This is a genomic window from Bradyrhizobium sp. Crot121, assembly GCF_059512385.1.
In genome coordinates this window covers 265,946-283,017 of sequence record NZ_JCAMOR010000002.1, presented here as the reverse complement: position 1 = coordinate 283,017, position 17,072 = coordinate 265,946, and the positions used below count along the sequence as shown (strand labels likewise).

The following is a 17,072-nucleotide window of genomic DNA, read 5'->3' as shown; positions in this document are numbered from 1 at the left end:
CCCCGCCTGTGATCTATTGAGTGAAGATGGTTCAGGTGATGTTCGATCCCGCAAGGCCGAGAGCGTTCCTGGCGACCGCCTCGCCCGCGGTGAATTCACTGAGCTCTACCGGCGTCGGCGCGAATTCGACCCGCCGGAACTTGTCCTGATCCTCGAACGGCACCGTGGCGTCGATGCCGAGCTTGGTACGCACGCCCTCTTTGCTGACGCGCACATATTCGTGGCCGCGCGCACCAGGGATCATGAACAGGTCGGCGGACGCTTCCATCCGCGTCGCCACCGCATATTCCACGTCGATGGGATCGCGGATGTCGATATCGTGGTCGACCACGGTGATGAGATCGAGATCCTTCAACGCACCGAATGCGGCCAAGATCGCGTTGCGCTGAAGCCCGTTGTGCTGACGGCTCTGCTTGTGGACCTGGATCACCGCGTGGAAACGATGCAGGCCACCTGACGTCATCTCGACGTCAGTCACGATTGGAATCGCCGACTGCAGCACTTTCAAAAGGCTGGCTTCGAGTACATATTTCCGCAGGATGATGGTCTCGCGTCCGAAGCCGTTGATGACGTGGTAGATCGGCCGCAGCCGATGCGTGACCGCGGTGATCTTCAGGACCGGCGCGTCGGCCGCCGGCGCCGCGAAGCCGACGAACTCGCCGAACGGCCCCTCGGGAGCGACCTCGTCGGCGAGGATCTCACCTTCGAGGACAAACTCGCTCTCCGCCGGCACCAGGATGTCTTGCGACACTGCCTTACCGACCGTGAGCGGACGGCCCGCGAGCCCGCCCGCGACGGCAAGCTCGTCGGCGCTTTCCGGCATCTGCGACCCCATAGTCGCCGCGGTAAAGTGCAGCGCGAGGTCGGTGCCGATGCAGACCGCGACCGGCAGCGACCTGCCCTGCTCCTTGGCGCGCTCGAACGCCAGCCGCAAGTGACGACCGAAGTCGAGCTTGATCGCGACGCGGTCCGGCCCCAAGAGCTGCAGGCGATGGTAGGAGGCGTTGTAGATGCCGGTGACCGGATCCTTCACCACCACGATGCCGGCGGTGATGTAGCGGCCCGCATCGCCCGGCGCGTGAAACAACGCGGGTATGATCTTCGTAATATCAAAGCCGGTGCGGAGCACCACTTCCTGAACAGGAACTTCTTTCACGAGCTCCGGCTTCAGCGGACCACCGAGGGCGCGCTGCACGAGACCGCGGATGCCCCTGAAATCCAGCCCGAAACCCGCTTCGCAGTTTTCTCTCGAACTCAGGAGATTGCCGACGACCGGAACGTCCGCGCCCTTGACCGACGGAAACAGCAGGACCTGCTTGCCGTCGTGCTTCTTCAACATCGCGGCGAGCTCGAGGTGCGGATCGACCGGCTTTTCATAGGTGAGGATGCGGCCACGTTGCGCCAGACGGGCCAGCGCCGAACGGAAACGCGTATCGAGAACTTCAGGCTGCAAGATCGATCCCATCTAAATTACTAAACAAGAATAGCTAAGCAATAAAGCTAGTCAAGCCTGCTTGCTAGGCACGCCGTGCTGAAGATGTGCGCGCCGTGCGCACAGACTTAGTTGGAAGGTCCGAGCGCTCGATCGACAATCGCGTCGATCAGCGAGAGCTGCGCCGCACTCGGCTCGCCTTGGCGCTCTTGCAGCGCAAAATCAATCACGGCTCGCAATGCGCTGATGATGTCCTTACGCTGCAGTGCACGCGACCGCGCCGGCAGCTTCGCAAGCCATTGCGCGAGCGCTTCATTCTGCAACCGTTCGGCGGACAGTTCGGCCGCCTTGATGCTCGATCGCAATTTCTCGGTCTGATCGTTAGGCGCCGGCGCTGGTCCCGACTTCAACATCGTGCGGAGCGCGCGCAGCGGAAGCACGACCTGCTCACGCCAGTCGCGGCATGCCGCGTCCATAGCCGTGACATCGGATGGCGTCAGCACAATCCCACGGCGGACGGCGGCGAATGTCGCCATCAACATCATCATGACGTCGACGCCGCATTCGTTCTGTAATGCAAGGCAGGCATCGGCGATGCCCGGCTCGGCATAAAGCTTCAGCGCAAACGCCCAGCTTTCCGCATCGATTGCGCCCGCCGTGGCGCCCCGCTCCGGCCCAGGCGCCTCGCCGCTCAACGCGACTCCTTGGTGTCGGCAGGTGCGAGCCCCTGCCAACGACTGACCACATCGGTCGAGATATCAAAGAGGTCGAGGACGCGGCCGAGCGTATGGTCGACCATCTGCTCGAGGTTCTCGGGGCGTGCGTAGAACGCCGGCACCGGCGGATAGACGATGGCGCCGATTTCGGTCGCGGCCACCATCGACCTGAGATGGCCGAGATGCAGCGGTGCCTCGCGCACCATCAGCACGAGCCGGCGACGCTCTTTGAGGACCACGTCGGCAGCGCGGGTCACCAGCGACGACGTCACGCCGCTGGCGATCTCGGCAAGGCTCCGCATCGAACACGGCGCGATCACCATTCCGAGCGTCTTGAACGAGCCGCTCGAGATCGAGGCGCCGATATTATCGACCTGGTGGACGACATCAGCCAAGGCCGTCACGTCAGAGACCTTGAGGTCGAGCTCCTGGGTCAGCGTGATCTTTGCCGAACGGCTCATCACCAGATGAGTCTCGATCGGCATCGACTTCAACAGTCGCAGCATCCGGACGCCATAAATGGCGCCCGATGCTCCGGTGATGCCGACGATCAGACGCCTCGGCTCGCCCTCAGGCGGGATCGAAATAGTGAATCTCCATCAGAAGGCAGCCGGTCACTGACTTGAACGGTCCATGATAGACGCCCGGCGGGCGGCATGCATAGGTATTCGGCTTGAACGACTCGCCGCCATTGCCCTGCTCGTCATTGCCGACGATCAGGTCGCCCGAAAACAGGAACACCTCTTCCCAATATTCGTGCACGAACGGCTTGGTCGTGTAAACGCCCGGCTCGAACCGAAGCAGCCGGGTGCGGCTGCCGCGCTTGTTCACTTCATCCAGGGCGCCCGAGAGGATTTTCTGCTGGATACCGGCCGGATAGCCCGGGGGCGTCTCCCACCCGCTGGACATATCGATGGCGCGAAACTCGTCGTGAAGCTTGTTGATTGCCATTTTTCGACTTTCCTGAAGTTTAGGCGACCGCTCGGGACGATGAAGCCGGTTTTTGGCCATTGGTCAATTCGTCCGTCAGATCGTAGCTCGACAGCATCTTGTCGAGCAACGCCGCCGACTTCTGCCAGTCATAGGTGCGGAAGGCATGCCCCTTGGTGACGAAGGTCGCACCGGCATAGAACATCTCATATTGCGCGTGCCGCGAGGCGAATTCCGATCCGACCGCATCCCAGGCGAGCTTGTAGAACTTCACCTTGTCCACGGCGCCGGCGGCCGGCGACTGCTGGGTCTTGCCGATCAGCTTGGCCAGATCCGGATTGTCGAAATCCTTCACGGAGGACGGCAGCATGATCATGCCGCCGCCGGCAAGCTCGCGCAGCGCGTTGATGATCTTGGCATAGAGCTGCTGCGTCATGGTCTGCGCCCCGTAGAGCATCTGCCTATCCGGCACAAAGTAAACGCCGCGCTGCTGGCCCTTGGTCTCCATCGCGACCATGAACGCTTCCACCATGGTGACCTCGGCCGCGAGCTGGCCGAGCGTCTCCTTGACCTGCGGGAAACCGATGATGCCATTGGTTTCCGCGACACGGTGCGCGATTCCCGCAAGGAAGCGCAACTTGATCGAGAGCCGGATCATGGCCTGGTAGTTCTGGTAGACATGCGCCGGCGTGACGTGGAACTGCTTCTGGCACATCGCGATGTCATCGACGATGAACACCCTGTTCCAGGGCACCTTAACGTCATCGAAATACAGAACCGCATCGTTCTCGTCGAAGCGGCTCGCCAGTGGGCTATCGAACACCGCGCCCGCCCCGGCCTCGTAGGATTTGCGCGAAAGGATCTTGAGCCCCTTGGTGTTCATCGGGATCGCAAAGGAGATCGCGTATTTTTCATCGCCCGGCTGCAACGGCTGGATGCAGGTGACGAACACCTCATTGGCCATGCTCCCGCCGGTCGCCAGCATCTTGGCGCCGCGCACAACGATGCCGTCAGCATCGCGCGACACGATGCCCGCGGTCAGGTAGGGATCGGCCTGCCCAGCGGCGCTCTTCGAGCGATCGGCCTGCGGATTGATGATGACGTAGGTCAGATAGAGATCGTTGTCGCGCGCGTAGCGGTAATAATCCGCAAGAGCCTTGGCGCGCTCCTTGTCATAGGCCTCGAAGACCTCGAGCCCCATATACATGCCCGCAATGCACGAGGCGACATGGTCCGGCGCTCGCCCCATGAAGCCGGCATGCAGCTCTGTCCACGCTTCCAGCCCGCGCCGGCGCCTGACCAGCGCCTCATAGCTGCCCGGCAACTCCCAAATGCGATTGGCGCGGGTGCCGGTGTCGGTCTCAAACGTCATGAGCTCGCGATTTTCCGGCGCGCTTTGGAAGTCGAACATCCGACCGACCGAAGCCACGGCGCCGCGAAACGCCGGATGCGTGGTGACATCGGTCACCAGCTCGCCATCAAGATAAACTTCGCGTCCGTCGCGTAGGCTCGCAATGTGCTGTGCGCCAGTCTTGATCATGAAGGCCTCGAGATCTCCTGGATGGATTTACTAGTAGTGCATTGGAAGCGGCCATTCCGGGCTGCTTTCGGTTCCGGCAAGGCTGCGATAGGCCCCGCGAAAGAATATAAGCGGTTCTTTGGGAGGATGGGCGGAAAACCGCACGACCCTCCCGACGAAGATCACATGGTCACCTCCGTCATACTGCGCGTAAGGCGCGCATTCGAAATGCGCCAGCGCGCCGGCGATCAGCGGCGCCGACATATGGCCGATCGTGTGCTCCACCGCAGTCCATTTATCGCCGAGCGCCCGGGCGAATTGGTTCGACAGATGCTCCTGATCGTGCCCCAGGATGTTCACGGCATAACCCTTGGCCTCCGTCATCGCGGTCAGGCTGAAGGCCTTGCGGTCGATCGAGAACAGGATCAGTGGCGGATCGACCGAGACGGAATTGAACGAGCTCATGGTCAGCCCGATCGCACTTCCGTCGGCAGCCTGCGCGGTGATCACGGCAACCCCGGTGGCAAACTGCCCCAACGCCCGGCGGAAGGCACGCGCATCGAGATCTGTGGTTGCGGTCATCAGGAGTCACAAGACCATAATTAGCTTTATAACAAAGCTATATTATCGAGGTAAAAAGACCGCTGTCAAGCAAGCCGATGCCGATCTTTGCGGCAGCGCAACGCAAGCTGTTCGTGCTTGTGCCAGACGACATATCGCGGCGCAACAGCGAGGAATTCATGCCGAGCAAGACAAGATCACGGACAGCCAAGACCAATCGGAAGGCACAAAAGCCTGGAATTGAGCCAACGGTCTCGATCCCGCATTTGATGATGGATGGGTCCGACTGGGCCTTTCGGCACTTCATTCACGATGCGCTCGCCTTTTTTACAAGATTGCAGGCGGTACGGAGCCAACTCGGCGCGGTGCTCGGTCTGTCCGGAACGCAGTATACGGTGCTGATTGCGGTCGCACATCTGAGCGGCGAGAACAGGAAGATTGGAGTGAACCAGATCGCCGAACATCTGCACTTCAGCAGCGCCTTCGCCACAATCGAGATCAACAAGCTCGCTGCCAGGGGCCTTGTCCACAAGCACGTCGATTCGGTGGATCGGCGGAGGGTCATCCTGACAGTGAGCCCGAAGGGCCGAGCCTTGCTCAGCGAGTTGGCGGCGGTGCAGCGTCCGGTCAATGACATCCTGTTTCGCGGGTTGTCGGCAACCGACTTCCGGAAAATGCGCAAGCTGATGTCCGGCATGGTCTATGCCGCGGACGAGGCGACACACCTGATCGAGAATAGGTTACGCGGCCGCCAGCGGGCGTTGTGGGATCGTGAGGCTTCCTGATTGCCCCCCAGTTCTTGTGGCCCGTTATCCACGTCAGATTGGCGCCTGCCACGTTCTTGCTTCGCAACTAAGCTATTGCCCAAACGTATTTGATGCGGCAGGATTTGCAGCAGCTGGTTTGGGAGAGACTAATCAAATGAAACTCGATGTCAGGCGCCTGCTCTGTTTCACCGATCATAAGGAGATCGAGGCTGGCCAGCGCCACGCGAGGCCGCTGCGCCGTGTCGCCGCGGTCGCGATCATCCAGAACCCCTACGCCGGCCGCTACGTCGAAGACCTGTCCGAAGGGACCGCTGCCAGCGCGGAGATTGGAGCAGTGCTGGCCAAGCTGGCGCTCGAAGCGCTCGGGCCGCACAAGGCCGAAAGCTATGGCAAGGGCGGGGTCGTCGGCCTCGGCGGCGAACTCGAGCACGCCAACGCCTTGCTGACCACCACCTTTGCGACGCCGCTGCGGGAGGCCGTCGGCGGCGCCAAGGCCTGGATCCCCTCCTTCACGAAACTCGCGGCGCCAGGGTGCCTGATCGACGTTCCGTTGGCCCATAAGGACGCCCTTTACGTCCGCTCACACTACGACGGCGTCTCGGTGGCGCTGCCGACCGACGCGCCGGCCGCCGACGAAATCGCGCTGATCATCTGCCTCGCCAATCGCGGCCGCCTCAACGCGCGTGTTGGAGGCCTGTCTGCTGACGCCATCGTCGGCGAGGACGGACTACACTAACCCCAGCGACAGGACTCTCCATGCGCACCGCGATCGTCAACATCGGCACCATCGTGACGGGCGACCTTGCCGCTCCCTTTGCCAAGGGCGACGGCATCTTGATCAATGATGGCAGGATCGTCGAGATCGGAACGCTTTCCGCTGACGCGATCGCAGCTTGCGATGTGGTGATTGATGCCGCGGGAACGACGGCGGTGCCCGGGTTGATCGACAGCCACGTGCACATCACCTTCGGCGATTACACGCCGCGCCAGCGCGTCGTCGGCTATCTGGAAAGCTATCTGCACGGCGGCACGACGACGGCGATCACCGCATCGGAAGTGCATGTGCCTGGCCGACCGAAGGATGCGGCCGGCGTCAAGGCGTTGGCGCTGGCGGCGCGGGCGTGCTTCCTGGATTATCGTCCCGGCGGCGTGCGGGTTCACGCCGGCTCGGTCATTCTCGAGCCCGGCCTCACCGAGGGTGATCTTGAGGAACTCGCAGGGGCCGGCATCTGGCTCGCCAAGGCAGGGTTCGGCGCCTTCGCCACGCCTTTCGACTATGCACCGCTGATGCAGGCGGCGCGACGATTGGGCATGGTGACCACCATGCACACCGGCGGCTCCTCGATCCCCGGCTCGTCAGGGATCTGGGCCGAGCATGTGCTGGCGTCCAATCCGACCGTGTCCTTTCACGTCAATGGCGGTCCGGTGGCGATGCCGGAGGCGGGCTTTGCCCGGCTGGTCAACGAGAGCACCATTGCCTTGCAGCTTTGCACCGCGGGCAACCTGCGCACCGCGCTGCTGACGGCCAAGCTGCTCGATGAAGCGGGACAGCCGGAGCGGCTGTTGATCGCCACCGATACGCCGACCGGAAGCGGCATCATGCCGCTCGGCATGTTCTACACGATCAGCCACCTGGCAAGTCTCGGCGGCATGCCGCCGGAACAGGCGATCGCCGCGGCCACCGGCAACAATGCGCGCGTCTATCGGCTCAACACCGGCCTGCTGCAACCCGGCAAGGAAGCCGACGTGCTCCTGATCGATGCCTGCGCCGGCGGCTCGCAGGACGACGCCTTGTCGGCCTTGCGCAACGGCGACGTCCCCGCGGTATCCGCCGTGTTGACGGCGGGCATTCCGCGCTTCGTGGGTCGCAGCCGCAACACGCCGGCGGGCATCCGCAACGTGCGCGTCGCGGAAAACCGCCTGCCCCGCGACTTCTCAGGCGCCGCGCATTAGACCCGACGCGTTTTCTGCGCAGATAAGTCTACGCAATCTGCGTAAACTTGATTGCTATGCGAACCGGGGTCCACCCTCGGATCAAGTCCGAGGGCATGCTTCGCTCGAAAACGTTTCTAATTCTCGAAATCCGGCAACCGGTACTTGCTCGCCAACTGGTCGGCAAGGCCTGAGGCGCGATCCCAGTCATAGGTGCGATAGCTGTGGCCGCGGGTGACGAACTGCGCACCGGCGTAGAACATCTCGTATTGCAGATGACGCGAGGCGAATTCCGAGCCGACCGCATCCCAGGTCATTTTCAGCATCTTGACCCGCTGCTCGCCGCTCATCGCCGGCGAGATCTGCGTCAGCGAGATGATGTCGGCCAATTCCGGATTGGCGAAATCCCGCACCGATGACGGCAGCATCAACAGCGCGCCGCCGGCCAGTTCACGGGTGGTGCTGATGATCTGCGGGTACATTTCCTGCGACTGGACCTGCGCCGCATAAACCAGATGCTTGTTGGGCAGGAAATATTCGCCACGCATGGCGCCGCCGGCTTCCATGCCGAACACCATGCCCTCGATCAGCGCCGCCTGCGATGCGAGCTTGCCGAGCGTATCGACCACCGGCGGGAAATTGATGGTGCCGATGGTCTGCGCGATGCCGCGCGCCAGGCCGACCAGAAACCGCAGCTTGACCGAAAGCCGGATCTGCGCCTGATAGTTCTGATAGATATGCGCCGGCGTATCGTGAAGCTGTGCCCGGCACATGTCGGTGTTGCGCAGCAGGAAAACGCGCTCCCACGGCACCTTGACGTCGTCGAAGAACACCAGGGCGTCGTTCTCGTCGTAGCGATAGGCCAGCGGATTGTCGTACTCGCTGACCGCGTGCGCCTCGAACGACTTCCGCGACAGCATTTTCAATCCCTTGGTGCCCATCGGCAGCGCACAGGAAAATGCCAGATGCTCCTCACCCGGCCGGAGCGGCTGGCCGGAGCCGACAAACAGCTCATTGGCCATGATCGCACTGGTGGCAAACAGCTTGGCGCCGCGAATGGTGATGCCGGAAGCGTCCTCGTCGACGATGCGGGCCACCATGTCCTCGGCGCCCTTGCCCTGGCTGCCGAACGCCTTGGAGCGGTCGCCCTGCACGTTGTTGATGACGTAGGTCATGAACAGGTCGCTCTTGCGGGCGTAGTCGAACCAGTCGCGAAACGCCTGGGCGCGCTTCGGGTCATAATTTTCGAAAACCTCGATGCCCATCATCATGCCGGACATCGAAGACGCGACGTGGTCCGGCGATCGGCCGAGGTAGCCGCAGGACAATTCGGCCCACTCCACCAGCGCCTTCCGGCGCTCGACCAGATCCTCATAGCTCCTGGGGAGCTGCCAGGCCCGGCTGATGCGCCGGCCGCCGCCGACGTCAAAGGTCATCCGCTGCAGATTGTCGGGATGCGCCTGATAATCGTACAGCACACCGGCCGATTCGACGGCATGACGATAGGCAGGATGCGTCGACACATCGGCGACGCGCTCGCCGTCGAGAAAAACCGCCCTGCCGTCCCGCACGCTTGCGACGTGCTCGGCGCCGTTCTTGACCAAACCGCCCACAGCCGCCCCGGATGATGCCTCGTCCATCGCGATCCCCCAAAAAACATCGAACAAATGGCACCTCGTGCCAGCCCGATGCAGGATTAGATAGCTAATATCCGAAGCTATTATGGGCTGAATGTCAAGGCGGCAATCAACGCTGTGCCCCTCCGGGCACAAGCATTGCAATGACAAGCATTGCAATTGCCATTGGGACCGTTCAATCTTCCGACGAACCCAATCAATGAGATGATCCCTTGGCCAAGACAGCAGCGCGCGCCATCACCACCAAACCCGGCGCCGGACGCATCGCCCATCGCACTGCGCTCACAACCTCCCGCCCTGAACTGCTCGTAGACGGCTCCGACCAGCAGTTTCGCAAACTGGTGCACAGCCTGTTCGGATTTCTGGCCCGGCATCAAACACTGCGCGATGGCCATGCCGCCGTCATCGGTCTTCCCGGGATCGAATACACCACGCTGATCGCGATCCGGCATCTGGCGGCGCAAGGCGACGTCCACGTCAAGACCGTCGCCGACCACCTCCATCTCAGTGGCGCCTTCGTCACCACCGTGACCAACAAGCTGGAAAGCAAGGGCTTGATCGAAAAGGCGGCGCATCAGGGTGACCGCCGACGGCTCTCGCTCAGCGTCACGTCGCGGGGCGTCGAATTGCTCGAGCGGCTGGCGCCGACGCAAATGCAGATCAACGACGTGGAATTTGGCTGCCTGAGCGCGCGGGAGTTCGAGATGTTGCTCGACCTGGTGCAGCGCCTGGTGGAGTCAAGCGACCGCGCTATCGCGCTGCAGCGATACCTGGCCGAAACCAACGTCCAGCCGATCGCCCCGCCATCGCGTAAATCCTCGTCCAAGCCGCGGAAGACCAGCAAGGCGTGACAGGTTGCCGCAAACTTCACCGCAGTGCCAAAAAAATAGCTTCCAAAGAGAACTAATCTACAAAGCTGCTAAATTTTCGTTTGTCAAAGAGCCAAATCTGTTGGAGCATTGGTGACGCGCGGGGCCACTGGCACGCCGCGTGCATTGCACCCTTCCGAGATCGGCTGCTCTAGGCAGCCATGGTTAACAGCAACGGAAAGAAGTCGATGTTGAAGGTCATATTGAACCCGTCGCGGCTGCTAGGCACCCTCGCCGTGATCTCGCTGAGCGCGGGCAGCGCGTTGGCGCAAGCCCCGGAGATCGCGCTTGGTGCGATCGTGCCGAGCAGCGGCCCATTCGCCGAATGGGGCCGCAGCAACAGCGTCACGCTGAAGATGCTGGAGAAGCAGACCAATGATGCCGGCGGCATCAACGGCGCCAAGCTGAAGATCACCATTCTCGACGACGGCGCCAAGCCGGCCCAGGCGGCGAGCTCGCTGCGCAAACTGGCGGGCGACGAAAAGGTTCTCGCAGTCGCAGGCCCGCTGACCAGCAGTGCCGCGGAAGTGACGTTTCCTGTCGCCAACGAGATGAAGGTGGTCGCAACCTCGCAGGCTTCCTCGAAGCCTGGAGTAGCCAAGCTGAACCGCCCGTGGGCGTTCCGCAACACCATCGACGAAGGCGTGCTCGCCAAGACGACGGTGCCCTATTTCAAGAAGGCGTTCAACATCAAGACCGTCGGCATCATCTTCGATGCCAAGGACGCCACCGCAGCGACCGTCGGCAAGGCGATCATGCCCGCCGCGCTGAAGGCGAACGAGATCGCCATCGTCAACGAATCCGACCCGCTGTCCTTCAACACCGGCGATCTCGACGTCAGTGCCCAGGTCACCAAGCTGAAGTCGCTGAACCCGGACGGTGTGGTCGTCAGCGCGGACTATAGCCAGGCCATCACCGTGCTGCGCGAGATGAAGCGCCAGGGCCTGATCAAGCCGGTCGTCGGCGCCACCCAGTTGATTTCGTCGGCGATCCTCAAGGCCGCGCCGGAAATTCCGATCATTGCGCCGGCGACCTTCTTCGCCACCATGAAAGGCGAAGCGGCCGAGAAGTTCGTCGCCAATCTGCAGCCGCTGCTGCGCAAGGAGAGCGGCTTGCCGGCCGAGATTGAACCGAGCATGTATGACGCCAACATCTATGAGATCGTCAGCATGTATATCGATGCGATCAAGAAATCCGGTGTGACCGGCAAGCCTGCAGACGTCGAGGCCGACCGCGCCAAGATCCGCGACCATCTTGCCAAGCTGGAGGGCTTCCAGGGCCTCGGCGGACCGATTGGCTTCAACGACGACGGCGATGCGATCAAGGCGTTTTACGTGCTGCAGGGTCAGAACGGCGCGTGGGACACCAAGGTCCGCGGCTGCAGCTCCGCGCCCAACCACGCCGGCTGCTGATCGACGCGGCAATCATTCGGTGGCCGGGTTCGCCCGGCCCCTCTCTTCAACATCCGACCGACTGAACATTCATGCTGTGGCAGCAACTCGAGAACGGCCTCACGCTAGGAGCGATCTACACGCTGCTGGCGCTGTCGTTCTCCATCGTGATGGGAATTCTCGGCATCCTCAATCTGGCGATCGCCGAACTCTTCATGATCGGCGGCTATTTCGGATTCACGCTGATCGCCGCAAACTTTCCCCTTCCCGTCGCCGTGCTCGGCGGCATGGCGGGCGCGGCCATTGCCGCCATGGTGATCGAGAGGATTGGCTATCAGCCGTTGCGGGGTACTCCTGTCGTCACGCCGATGCTGAGCACGCTCGGCTTCTCGATCATCCTGCAGAACGTCGCGACAAATTTCTGGGGCTCCGACCCGCTGCAACTGCCTGATGAGTATCTGGGGCGGCAGTATACACTCGGCCCGGTCAATATCGGCCAGATGCAGCTCATCGTTGTCGGCGCCACCATCGTGCTGGTGACGCTGATCGCCTACACCGTGCAGCGAACCACCGTTGGCCGGGCGCTGCGGGCGGTCGCCGAAAACCGCGAAGTGTCGCGCCTGCTCGGCGTCTCGGCGGACCGGCTGACCTTGTTTGCCTTCGCCCTGTCAGGCGCGCTCGCGGGCGTTGCCGGCGTCCTGATCGCGCTGCATTACGGCGCAATCACACCATATCTCGGCGTCGAAATCGGGCTGAAGGCGGTCGCTGTGATGGTGATCGGCGGCACCACCAACATCTGGGGCGCGCTGCTCGCAGGTCCCCTGATCGGCGTGGTCGAGGTGCTCACGGTGGCTTATGGCGGCTCGCAGGTCCGCGACTTCGTCGTGTACGGCTTCATGATTCTGATCCTTTTGCTGCGCCCACAAGGTCTGCTCGGCGGCGCGCGTTCCGACCAGGGCCAGCGCGTGTGATGTCGACCTATTATGCCAGCCTGTTCGCTGAAGCCGGCATCCTGCTGCTCGGCGCGCTCAGCGTTTACATCATCCTCGCCACCGGCCAATTGTCGCTCGGCAACGCGGCCTTCATGGCGATCGGCGCCTATCTGAGCTCCTACCTCACCGTCGAACTCGGCATGCCGCTCACGCCGGCGCTGATCGTCTCCGCGATCGCGGCTGGCATTATCGGCGTGATCGTGGGCTTCCCTGCCCTTCGGCTGAAAGGCATCTATCTTGCAATGGCCACGCTCGGCTTCGGCGAGATGATGCGCAGCTTCTTCATCAACTTCCCTGCCATGGGTGGGTCCGGCGGCTTTCACGGCATGGCGCACATTTCGGTCGGGTATATCTGGGCATGGGCCGGCGGCATCCTTGTCGTATTGATCCTCGTCGAGCGTTCGCGCGTATGGCTCGAGATGCAGGCCGTGCATGACGACGAAACAGCGGCGGGGCTGGTCGGCCTAAACACCGTGGCGATCAAGGTGGGCGCATTCGGGATCGGCGCGGCTGTCGCTGCGATCTCCGGTGGGCTGTTCGCGCACCATCACGTCTATATCGAACCCGCCAATTTCGGCTTCGAGCGCTCGATCGACTTCGTGCTCGCGACCATCCTCGGCGGCTCCACGCTCGGGCTGGGCTCGCTGATCGGCGCGATATTGCTGGTCTTCCTGCCCGAATTCCTGCGGCCGATCGCGGACTGGCGTCTCGCCGCCTTCGGTACGCTGCTGATCCTGGTGCTCCTGGTGCGTCGCCAGGGCATCGTCGACCGCACACTGCTGCGTGGGCTCACGTTCAGGAAGGCGGCATCATGAGCGCGCCGCTTCTTCAACTTGGCGAGGTCACCAAGAGTTTCGGCGGCATCCATGCGCTGTCCGCCGTGACCAGCGGCGTGCCTGAGGGCAAGATCGTCGGCATCATCGGTCCCAACGGCGCTGGAAAGACGACGCTGTTCAACGTCATCACCGGGGCCTACCGCGCCGATTCCGGCACGGTTCGCCTGAATGGCACGGCGCTGAATGGGCTGCCTCCCCACCAAATCGCGCGCGAAGGCATTGCGCGAACCTTCCAGAATATCCGCCTCTTCCCCAGCATGACGGTCTGGGAGCATCTGCTCGTTGCGCAGCCGCACCGCGAATCCTGGTGGCGCCGATTGCTGCCGGTCGGCTGGGGCGACCCCGCCGCGCAGGTGCGCGCGGTGGAGGTGATGGAGTTCTTCGGCCTGACGGACTTACGCGACCGCCCTGCCAAATCGCTGCCTTATGGAATGCAGCGCCGGGTGGAGATGGCGCGTGCCCTCACCGCGCGGCCGAAGCTGTTGCTGCTCGACGAGCCCGTGGCCGGCATGAACCATGACGAGGCCGAAGAGATCCGGCAACTGATGCTGAAGCTTCGCGCAACCGGATTGACGATCCTCCTCATCGAGCACGACATGAACTTCGTTATGCGGTTGTGCGATTATCTCTATGTGCTCGATTTCGGCGTGCTGATCGCTGAAGGCGCACCAAGCGAAGTCCGCACGAATCCTCGCGTCCTCGACGCCTATCTCGGTAAGGACGAATGATACTCTCGGCTCGTGGGCTGCAGGTCCGGTATGGCGCCATCGCCGCGGTGCGCGGCGTGGACATCGACGTCGCTGAAGGCGAAATCGTCGCGTTGCTCGGTGCCAATGGCGCGGGCAAGAGCACGATCGCCCGGGCGATCGCGGGCCTCCTGCCGTTCCAGGGCGAGATCGTCTACAAAGACCAAAAGCTGAGGCCGAATGATGCCGAACGCAACGTTCGCCGCGGCGTCGTGCTGGTGCCCGAAGGGCGCGGCATCCTCGGACGCATGACGGTCGAGGAAAACCTCGCGATGGGGATCTATACCCGCGCGGACAAGAGCCAGGCGATCGCGGACCTCAAGCGCATGCAGGAGCGCTTTCCGATCCTCGGCCAGCGGCGTCACAACGCGGCTAGCCTGCTAAGCGGCGGCGAGCAGCAATTGCTGGCGACCGCGCGCGCGCTGCTGTCGAAACCGCGCCTGTTGCTGCTGGACGAACCGTCGCTCGGCCTTGCGCCCCAAGCCACGGCTTACCTCTTTGGCGTCATTGCCGAGACCCGCGCCGAAGGACTATCTGTGCTATTGGTTGAGCAAAAGGCGCGTCAGACGTTGAAGGTGGCGGACCGGGCGTACGTGCTCGAGACCGGTCGCGTGGTGGCATCGGGGCCGGCGCAGAAGATGATCGAAGATCCCGCGGTCTCGGATGCCTTCTTGGGAGGACCGGGTTGAATTCAGCCCAGAACTTGAGCCCGGCGCATCTTGAGACCGACGTGCTCGTGATCGGTGCCGGCGGCGCCGGCATGTACGCGGCGCTGGAAGCTGTGCGTGCCGGTGCGTCCGTGATTCTCGCCGATCGCAGCCTGATTGGTCGCGGCGGCGCAACGGTGATGGCGCAAATGACGGTGGCGGCTGCGCTTGGCGAGCAGACGCCCGATCACTGGGAGTACCATCTGGCGGATACGCTCGCGGCAGGCCGCGGACTGTGTGACGAGCGCCTCGCCGCGCTGCTTTGCGAGGACGGGCCGCGGCGGCTGCGCGAGATGGACGACTGGAAGGTGGGCTGGGCGCGGGAGGACGGCCACATCAAGCAGGCTCAGGCGCCAGGCCATGACCGTCCCCGCTGCGCCTATGTCGATTTTCTCTCGACGGGTCCCGCGGTCTCCAGGACACTGCGGACCCGACTGAAAAGTGCGAGCGATGTGCGCTTGATCGGCGATCTCGTGATCGTCGATATCGCCATACAGGACGGCGAGGCCTGCGGGGCAGTCGCGTTGCACCTGCCGACCGGTCGCGCGGTGACACTCGCCGCGAAAGCCGTAATCATCGCAACTGGCGGCCTTACCGGCCTCTATCGCCGCAACAGCGCCTCCGCCAACATGGCCGGCGATGGCTATGCGCTGGCCTTGCGCGCCGGGGCGGAGTTGATCGACATGGAGTTCGTTCAATTCTTCCCGATTGGCCATCTGGCACCGCGTCTGATCGGCATGGATCCGATCATGTGGGATCCGTTCCGCTACAAGCTGGGCGGCAGGCTGCTCAACTCTGAACGCCGGGAATTCGAAACGGCCTATGCGAGCCAGGATTCCCGCAGTGACGGTCGTTACGTGCTGACTCGCGATCTCGCGACCTATGCGATCACCAAGGAGGTCGAGGCCGGTCGCGGCAGCCCGGCGGGCGGCGCCTATCTCAGCTTCCGGCACGTACCCGAGGCGGAGATACGCCGCGCATTCGGATCCGTCGTGGATCGTCTTCTTGCCAACGGTATCGACCTCGCTCGACAGGACGTCGAGGTCGCGCCGATCGCCCACTACACGATGGGCGGGGTTCGGGTCGACGAGACGCTCCAGACGCGCATACCGGGACTTTATGCCGGCGGCGAGGTCGTGGGCGGCGCCAATGGCGCCAACCGGCTGTCCGGCAATGCGATTACCGAAGCGCTGGTCTTTGGCGCGCGCGCCGGTCGCAACGCCGCGGAACGAGCCAAGGCACAAAGCCTGTCCTGGTCAGCAGAGGCGGTTCGCCCCGTGCTTGATCTGCTGCGCAGCGCAACAAGACGAGATGCGCCCAATCCTGCAGCCGCGATTGCCGGGTTGCAGGCCGTGATGGCCGACAAGGTTGGTCCTTTCCGAACAGAAGCCAAGCTTCGCTCGGCACTCTCCTCGATCCTGCAGCTTAGCCAGGAGATCGGCAATGTTCCGCTTTCGACCGGGGCGCCGTTCGACACGATGATGACTGACTGGCTGGACCTTCGGAACATGCTGCTGGTGGCGCGGTCGGTCACAGAGGCTGCGCTGGCGCGCAGCGAAAGCCGCGGCGCGCATCAACGGGAAGACCAACCGAGACTGTCGGAGGACTGGTGCGTCAACCAGACCATCAGCCTGTCACAAGGCGATATCAGCCTGCGCAGGATCGCGCCGGCCAATGGAAGGCCCGTGGCATGAACACAACTCTGCGCATTCGGCGCGGCAACGCCGGGGAAACGCCGCGGTTCGAAGAGTTCGACGTCACGTTCGAGCCAGGCCAATCCGTGCTCGATGGCCTTCGCATGGTACGTCGACTGATCGACCCCACCCTCGCCTATCGGTACTCCTGCATCAACGCCAACGCGTGCAAGGAGTGCATGATGCTCATTGACGGCACAGTCGACTACGCCTGCACGGTGCGCCTCAAACAGGGCGTCATGACGCTGGCGCCGCTGCCGAAGAAAGCGCTGATAAGAGACCTCGTCACCGAAATCGCGCCACCCGACGAGCGTCTATAGCCGCGTTTGAAGCAACAATTTGC

The 17,072-nt window shown here is 62.9% G+C and carries 18 protein-coding genes; 11 read left to right on the top strand and 7 right to left on the bottom strand.

Annotated elements, in window-relative coordinates; all coding sequences use genetic code 11:
* Window positions 1-31: 31 nt before the first annotated feature.
* The 6 genes from AC5ZGW_RS03450 to AC5ZGW_RS03425 form a co-directional block, all read right to left on the bottom strand.
* Window positions 32-1,453, bottom strand: coding sequence for a UbiD family decarboxylase (locus AC5ZGW_RS03450; RefSeq protein ID WP_165435085.1), 1,422 nt, complete (start codon window positions 1,451-1,453; stop codon window positions 32-34).
* Window positions 1,454-1,560: 107 nt separating this feature from the next.
* On the bottom strand, window positions 1,561-2,127 hold the full coding sequence (locus AC5ZGW_RS03445; RefSeq protein WP_165435084.1) for a TIGR02444 family protein: 567 nt from the start codon (window positions 2,125-2,127) through the stop codon (window positions 1,561-1,563).
* The gene (locus tag AC5ZGW_RS03440) at window positions 2,124-2,729 is read right to left on the bottom strand and encodes a UbiX family flavin prenyltransferase (RefSeq protein WP_130224206.1); all 606 of its coding nucleotides are present in this window, start codon (window positions 2,727-2,729) and stop codon (window positions 2,124-2,126) included. Before AC5ZGW_RS03440 ends, AC5ZGW_RS03445 begins: the two co-directional genes overlap by 4 nt.
* Window positions 2,719-3,099: a cupin domain-containing protein gene (locus tag AC5ZGW_RS03435; protein ID WP_028162054.1), complete on the bottom strand. Its 381-nt coding sequence runs from the start codon at window positions 3,097-3,099 to the stop codon at window positions 2,719-2,721. Before AC5ZGW_RS03435 ends, AC5ZGW_RS03440 begins: the two co-directional genes overlap by 11 nt.
* Before the next feature lie 19 nt (window positions 3,100-3,118).
* Complete coding sequence (locus AC5ZGW_RS03430; RefSeq protein ID WP_130224204.1) at window positions 3,119-4,618, bottom strand: 4-hydroxyphenylacetate 3-hydroxylase family protein; 1,500 nt, start codon at window positions 4,616-4,618, stop codon at window positions 3,119-3,121.
* A 30-nt stretch (window positions 4,619-4,648) separates the two neighbouring features.
* Complete coding sequence (locus tag AC5ZGW_RS03425) at window positions 4,649-5,179, bottom strand: flavin reductase family protein (RefSeq protein WP_130224202.1); 531 nt, start codon at window positions 5,177-5,179, stop codon at window positions 4,649-4,651.
* Between the two features lie 77 nt (window positions 5,180-5,256).
* Between AC5ZGW_RS03425 and AC5ZGW_RS03420 the strand changes: the two genes are divergently transcribed.
* The 3 genes from AC5ZGW_RS03420 (at window position 5,257) to AC5ZGW_RS03410 (ending at window position 7,878) form a co-directional block, all read left to right on the top strand.
* The gene (locus AC5ZGW_RS03420; RefSeq protein WP_130224200.1) at window positions 5,257-5,943 is read left to right on the top strand and encodes a MarR family winged helix-turn-helix transcriptional regulator; all 687 of its coding nucleotides are present in this window, start codon (window positions 5,257-5,259) and stop codon (window positions 5,941-5,943) included.
* A gap of 136 nt (window positions 5,944-6,079) precedes the next feature.
* Complete coding sequence (locus AC5ZGW_RS03415; protein WP_130224198.1) at window positions 6,080-6,661, top strand: amino acid synthesis family protein; 582 nt, start codon at window positions 6,080-6,082, stop codon at window positions 6,659-6,661.
* Window positions 6,662-6,681: 20 nt separating this feature from the next.
* A complete protein-coding gene (locus AC5ZGW_RS03410) occupies window positions 6,682-7,878 on the top strand; it encodes an amidohydrolase family protein (protein ID WP_130224196.1) in 1,197 nt (398 codons plus the stop codon).
* 116 nt (window positions 7,879-7,994) lie between these two features.
* On the opposite strand, the gene AC5ZGW_RS03405 is transcribed toward AC5ZGW_RS03410, so the two are convergent.
* On the bottom strand, window positions 7,995-9,497 hold the full coding sequence (locus AC5ZGW_RS03405) for a 4-hydroxyphenylacetate 3-hydroxylase family protein (RefSeq protein ID WP_207230958.1): 1,503 nt from the start codon (window positions 9,495-9,497) through the stop codon (window positions 7,995-7,997).
* A 209-nt stretch (window positions 9,498-9,706) separates the two neighbouring features.
* On the opposite strand from AC5ZGW_RS03405, the gene AC5ZGW_RS03400 reads away from it, so the two are divergent.
* The 8 genes from AC5ZGW_RS03400 (at window position 9,707) to AC5ZGW_RS03365 (ending at window position 17,049) form a co-directional block, all read left to right on the top strand.
* Window positions 9,707-10,345 (top strand): MarR family winged helix-turn-helix transcriptional regulator, encoded by a 639-nt coding sequence (locus tag AC5ZGW_RS03400; protein WP_130224194.1) that lies wholly within the window; start codon window positions 9,707-9,709, stop codon window positions 10,343-10,345.
* A 206-nt stretch (window positions 10,346-10,551) separates the two neighbouring features.
* Window positions 10,552-11,775: an ABC transporter substrate-binding protein gene (locus tag AC5ZGW_RS03395; protein ID WP_165435083.1), complete on the top strand. Its 1,224-nt coding sequence runs from the start codon at window positions 10,552-10,554 to the stop codon at window positions 11,773-11,775.
* Between the two features lie 71 nt (window positions 11,776-11,846).
* The gene (locus AC5ZGW_RS03390; protein WP_130224190.1) at window positions 11,847-12,725 is read left to right on the top strand and encodes a branched-chain amino acid ABC transporter permease; all 879 of its coding nucleotides are present in this window, start codon (window positions 11,847-11,849) and stop codon (window positions 12,723-12,725) included.
* On the top strand, window positions 12,725-13,561 hold the full coding sequence (locus AC5ZGW_RS03385) for a branched-chain amino acid ABC transporter permease (RefSeq protein WP_130224188.1): 837 nt from the start codon (window positions 12,725-12,727) through the stop codon (window positions 13,559-13,561). The genes AC5ZGW_RS03390 and AC5ZGW_RS03385 overlap by 1 nt, the downstream gene beginning before the upstream one ends.
* Window positions 13,558-14,310: an ABC transporter ATP-binding protein gene (locus tag AC5ZGW_RS03380; RefSeq protein ID WP_130224186.1), complete on the top strand. Its 753-nt coding sequence runs from the start codon at window positions 13,558-13,560 to the stop codon at window positions 14,308-14,310. Before AC5ZGW_RS03385 ends, AC5ZGW_RS03380 begins: the two co-directional genes overlap by 4 nt.
* On the top strand, window positions 14,307-15,017 hold the full coding sequence (locus AC5ZGW_RS03375) for an ABC transporter ATP-binding protein (protein ID WP_130224184.1): 711 nt from the start codon (window positions 14,307-14,309) through the stop codon (window positions 15,015-15,017). Before AC5ZGW_RS03380 ends, AC5ZGW_RS03375 begins: the two co-directional genes overlap by 4 nt.
* Complete coding sequence (locus tag AC5ZGW_RS03370) at window positions 15,014-16,729, top strand: FAD-binding protein (RefSeq protein WP_245474570.1); 1,716 nt, start codon at window positions 15,014-15,016, stop codon at window positions 16,727-16,729. Before AC5ZGW_RS03375 ends, AC5ZGW_RS03370 begins: the two co-directional genes overlap by 4 nt.
* Window positions 16,726-17,049 (top strand): 2Fe-2S iron-sulfur cluster-binding protein, encoded by a 324-nt coding sequence (locus AC5ZGW_RS03365; RefSeq protein ID WP_028162040.1) that lies wholly within the window; start codon window positions 16,726-16,728, stop codon window positions 17,047-17,049. The genes AC5ZGW_RS03370 and AC5ZGW_RS03365 overlap by 4 nt, the downstream gene beginning before the upstream one ends.
* Window positions 17,050-17,072: the final 23 nt, after the last annotated feature.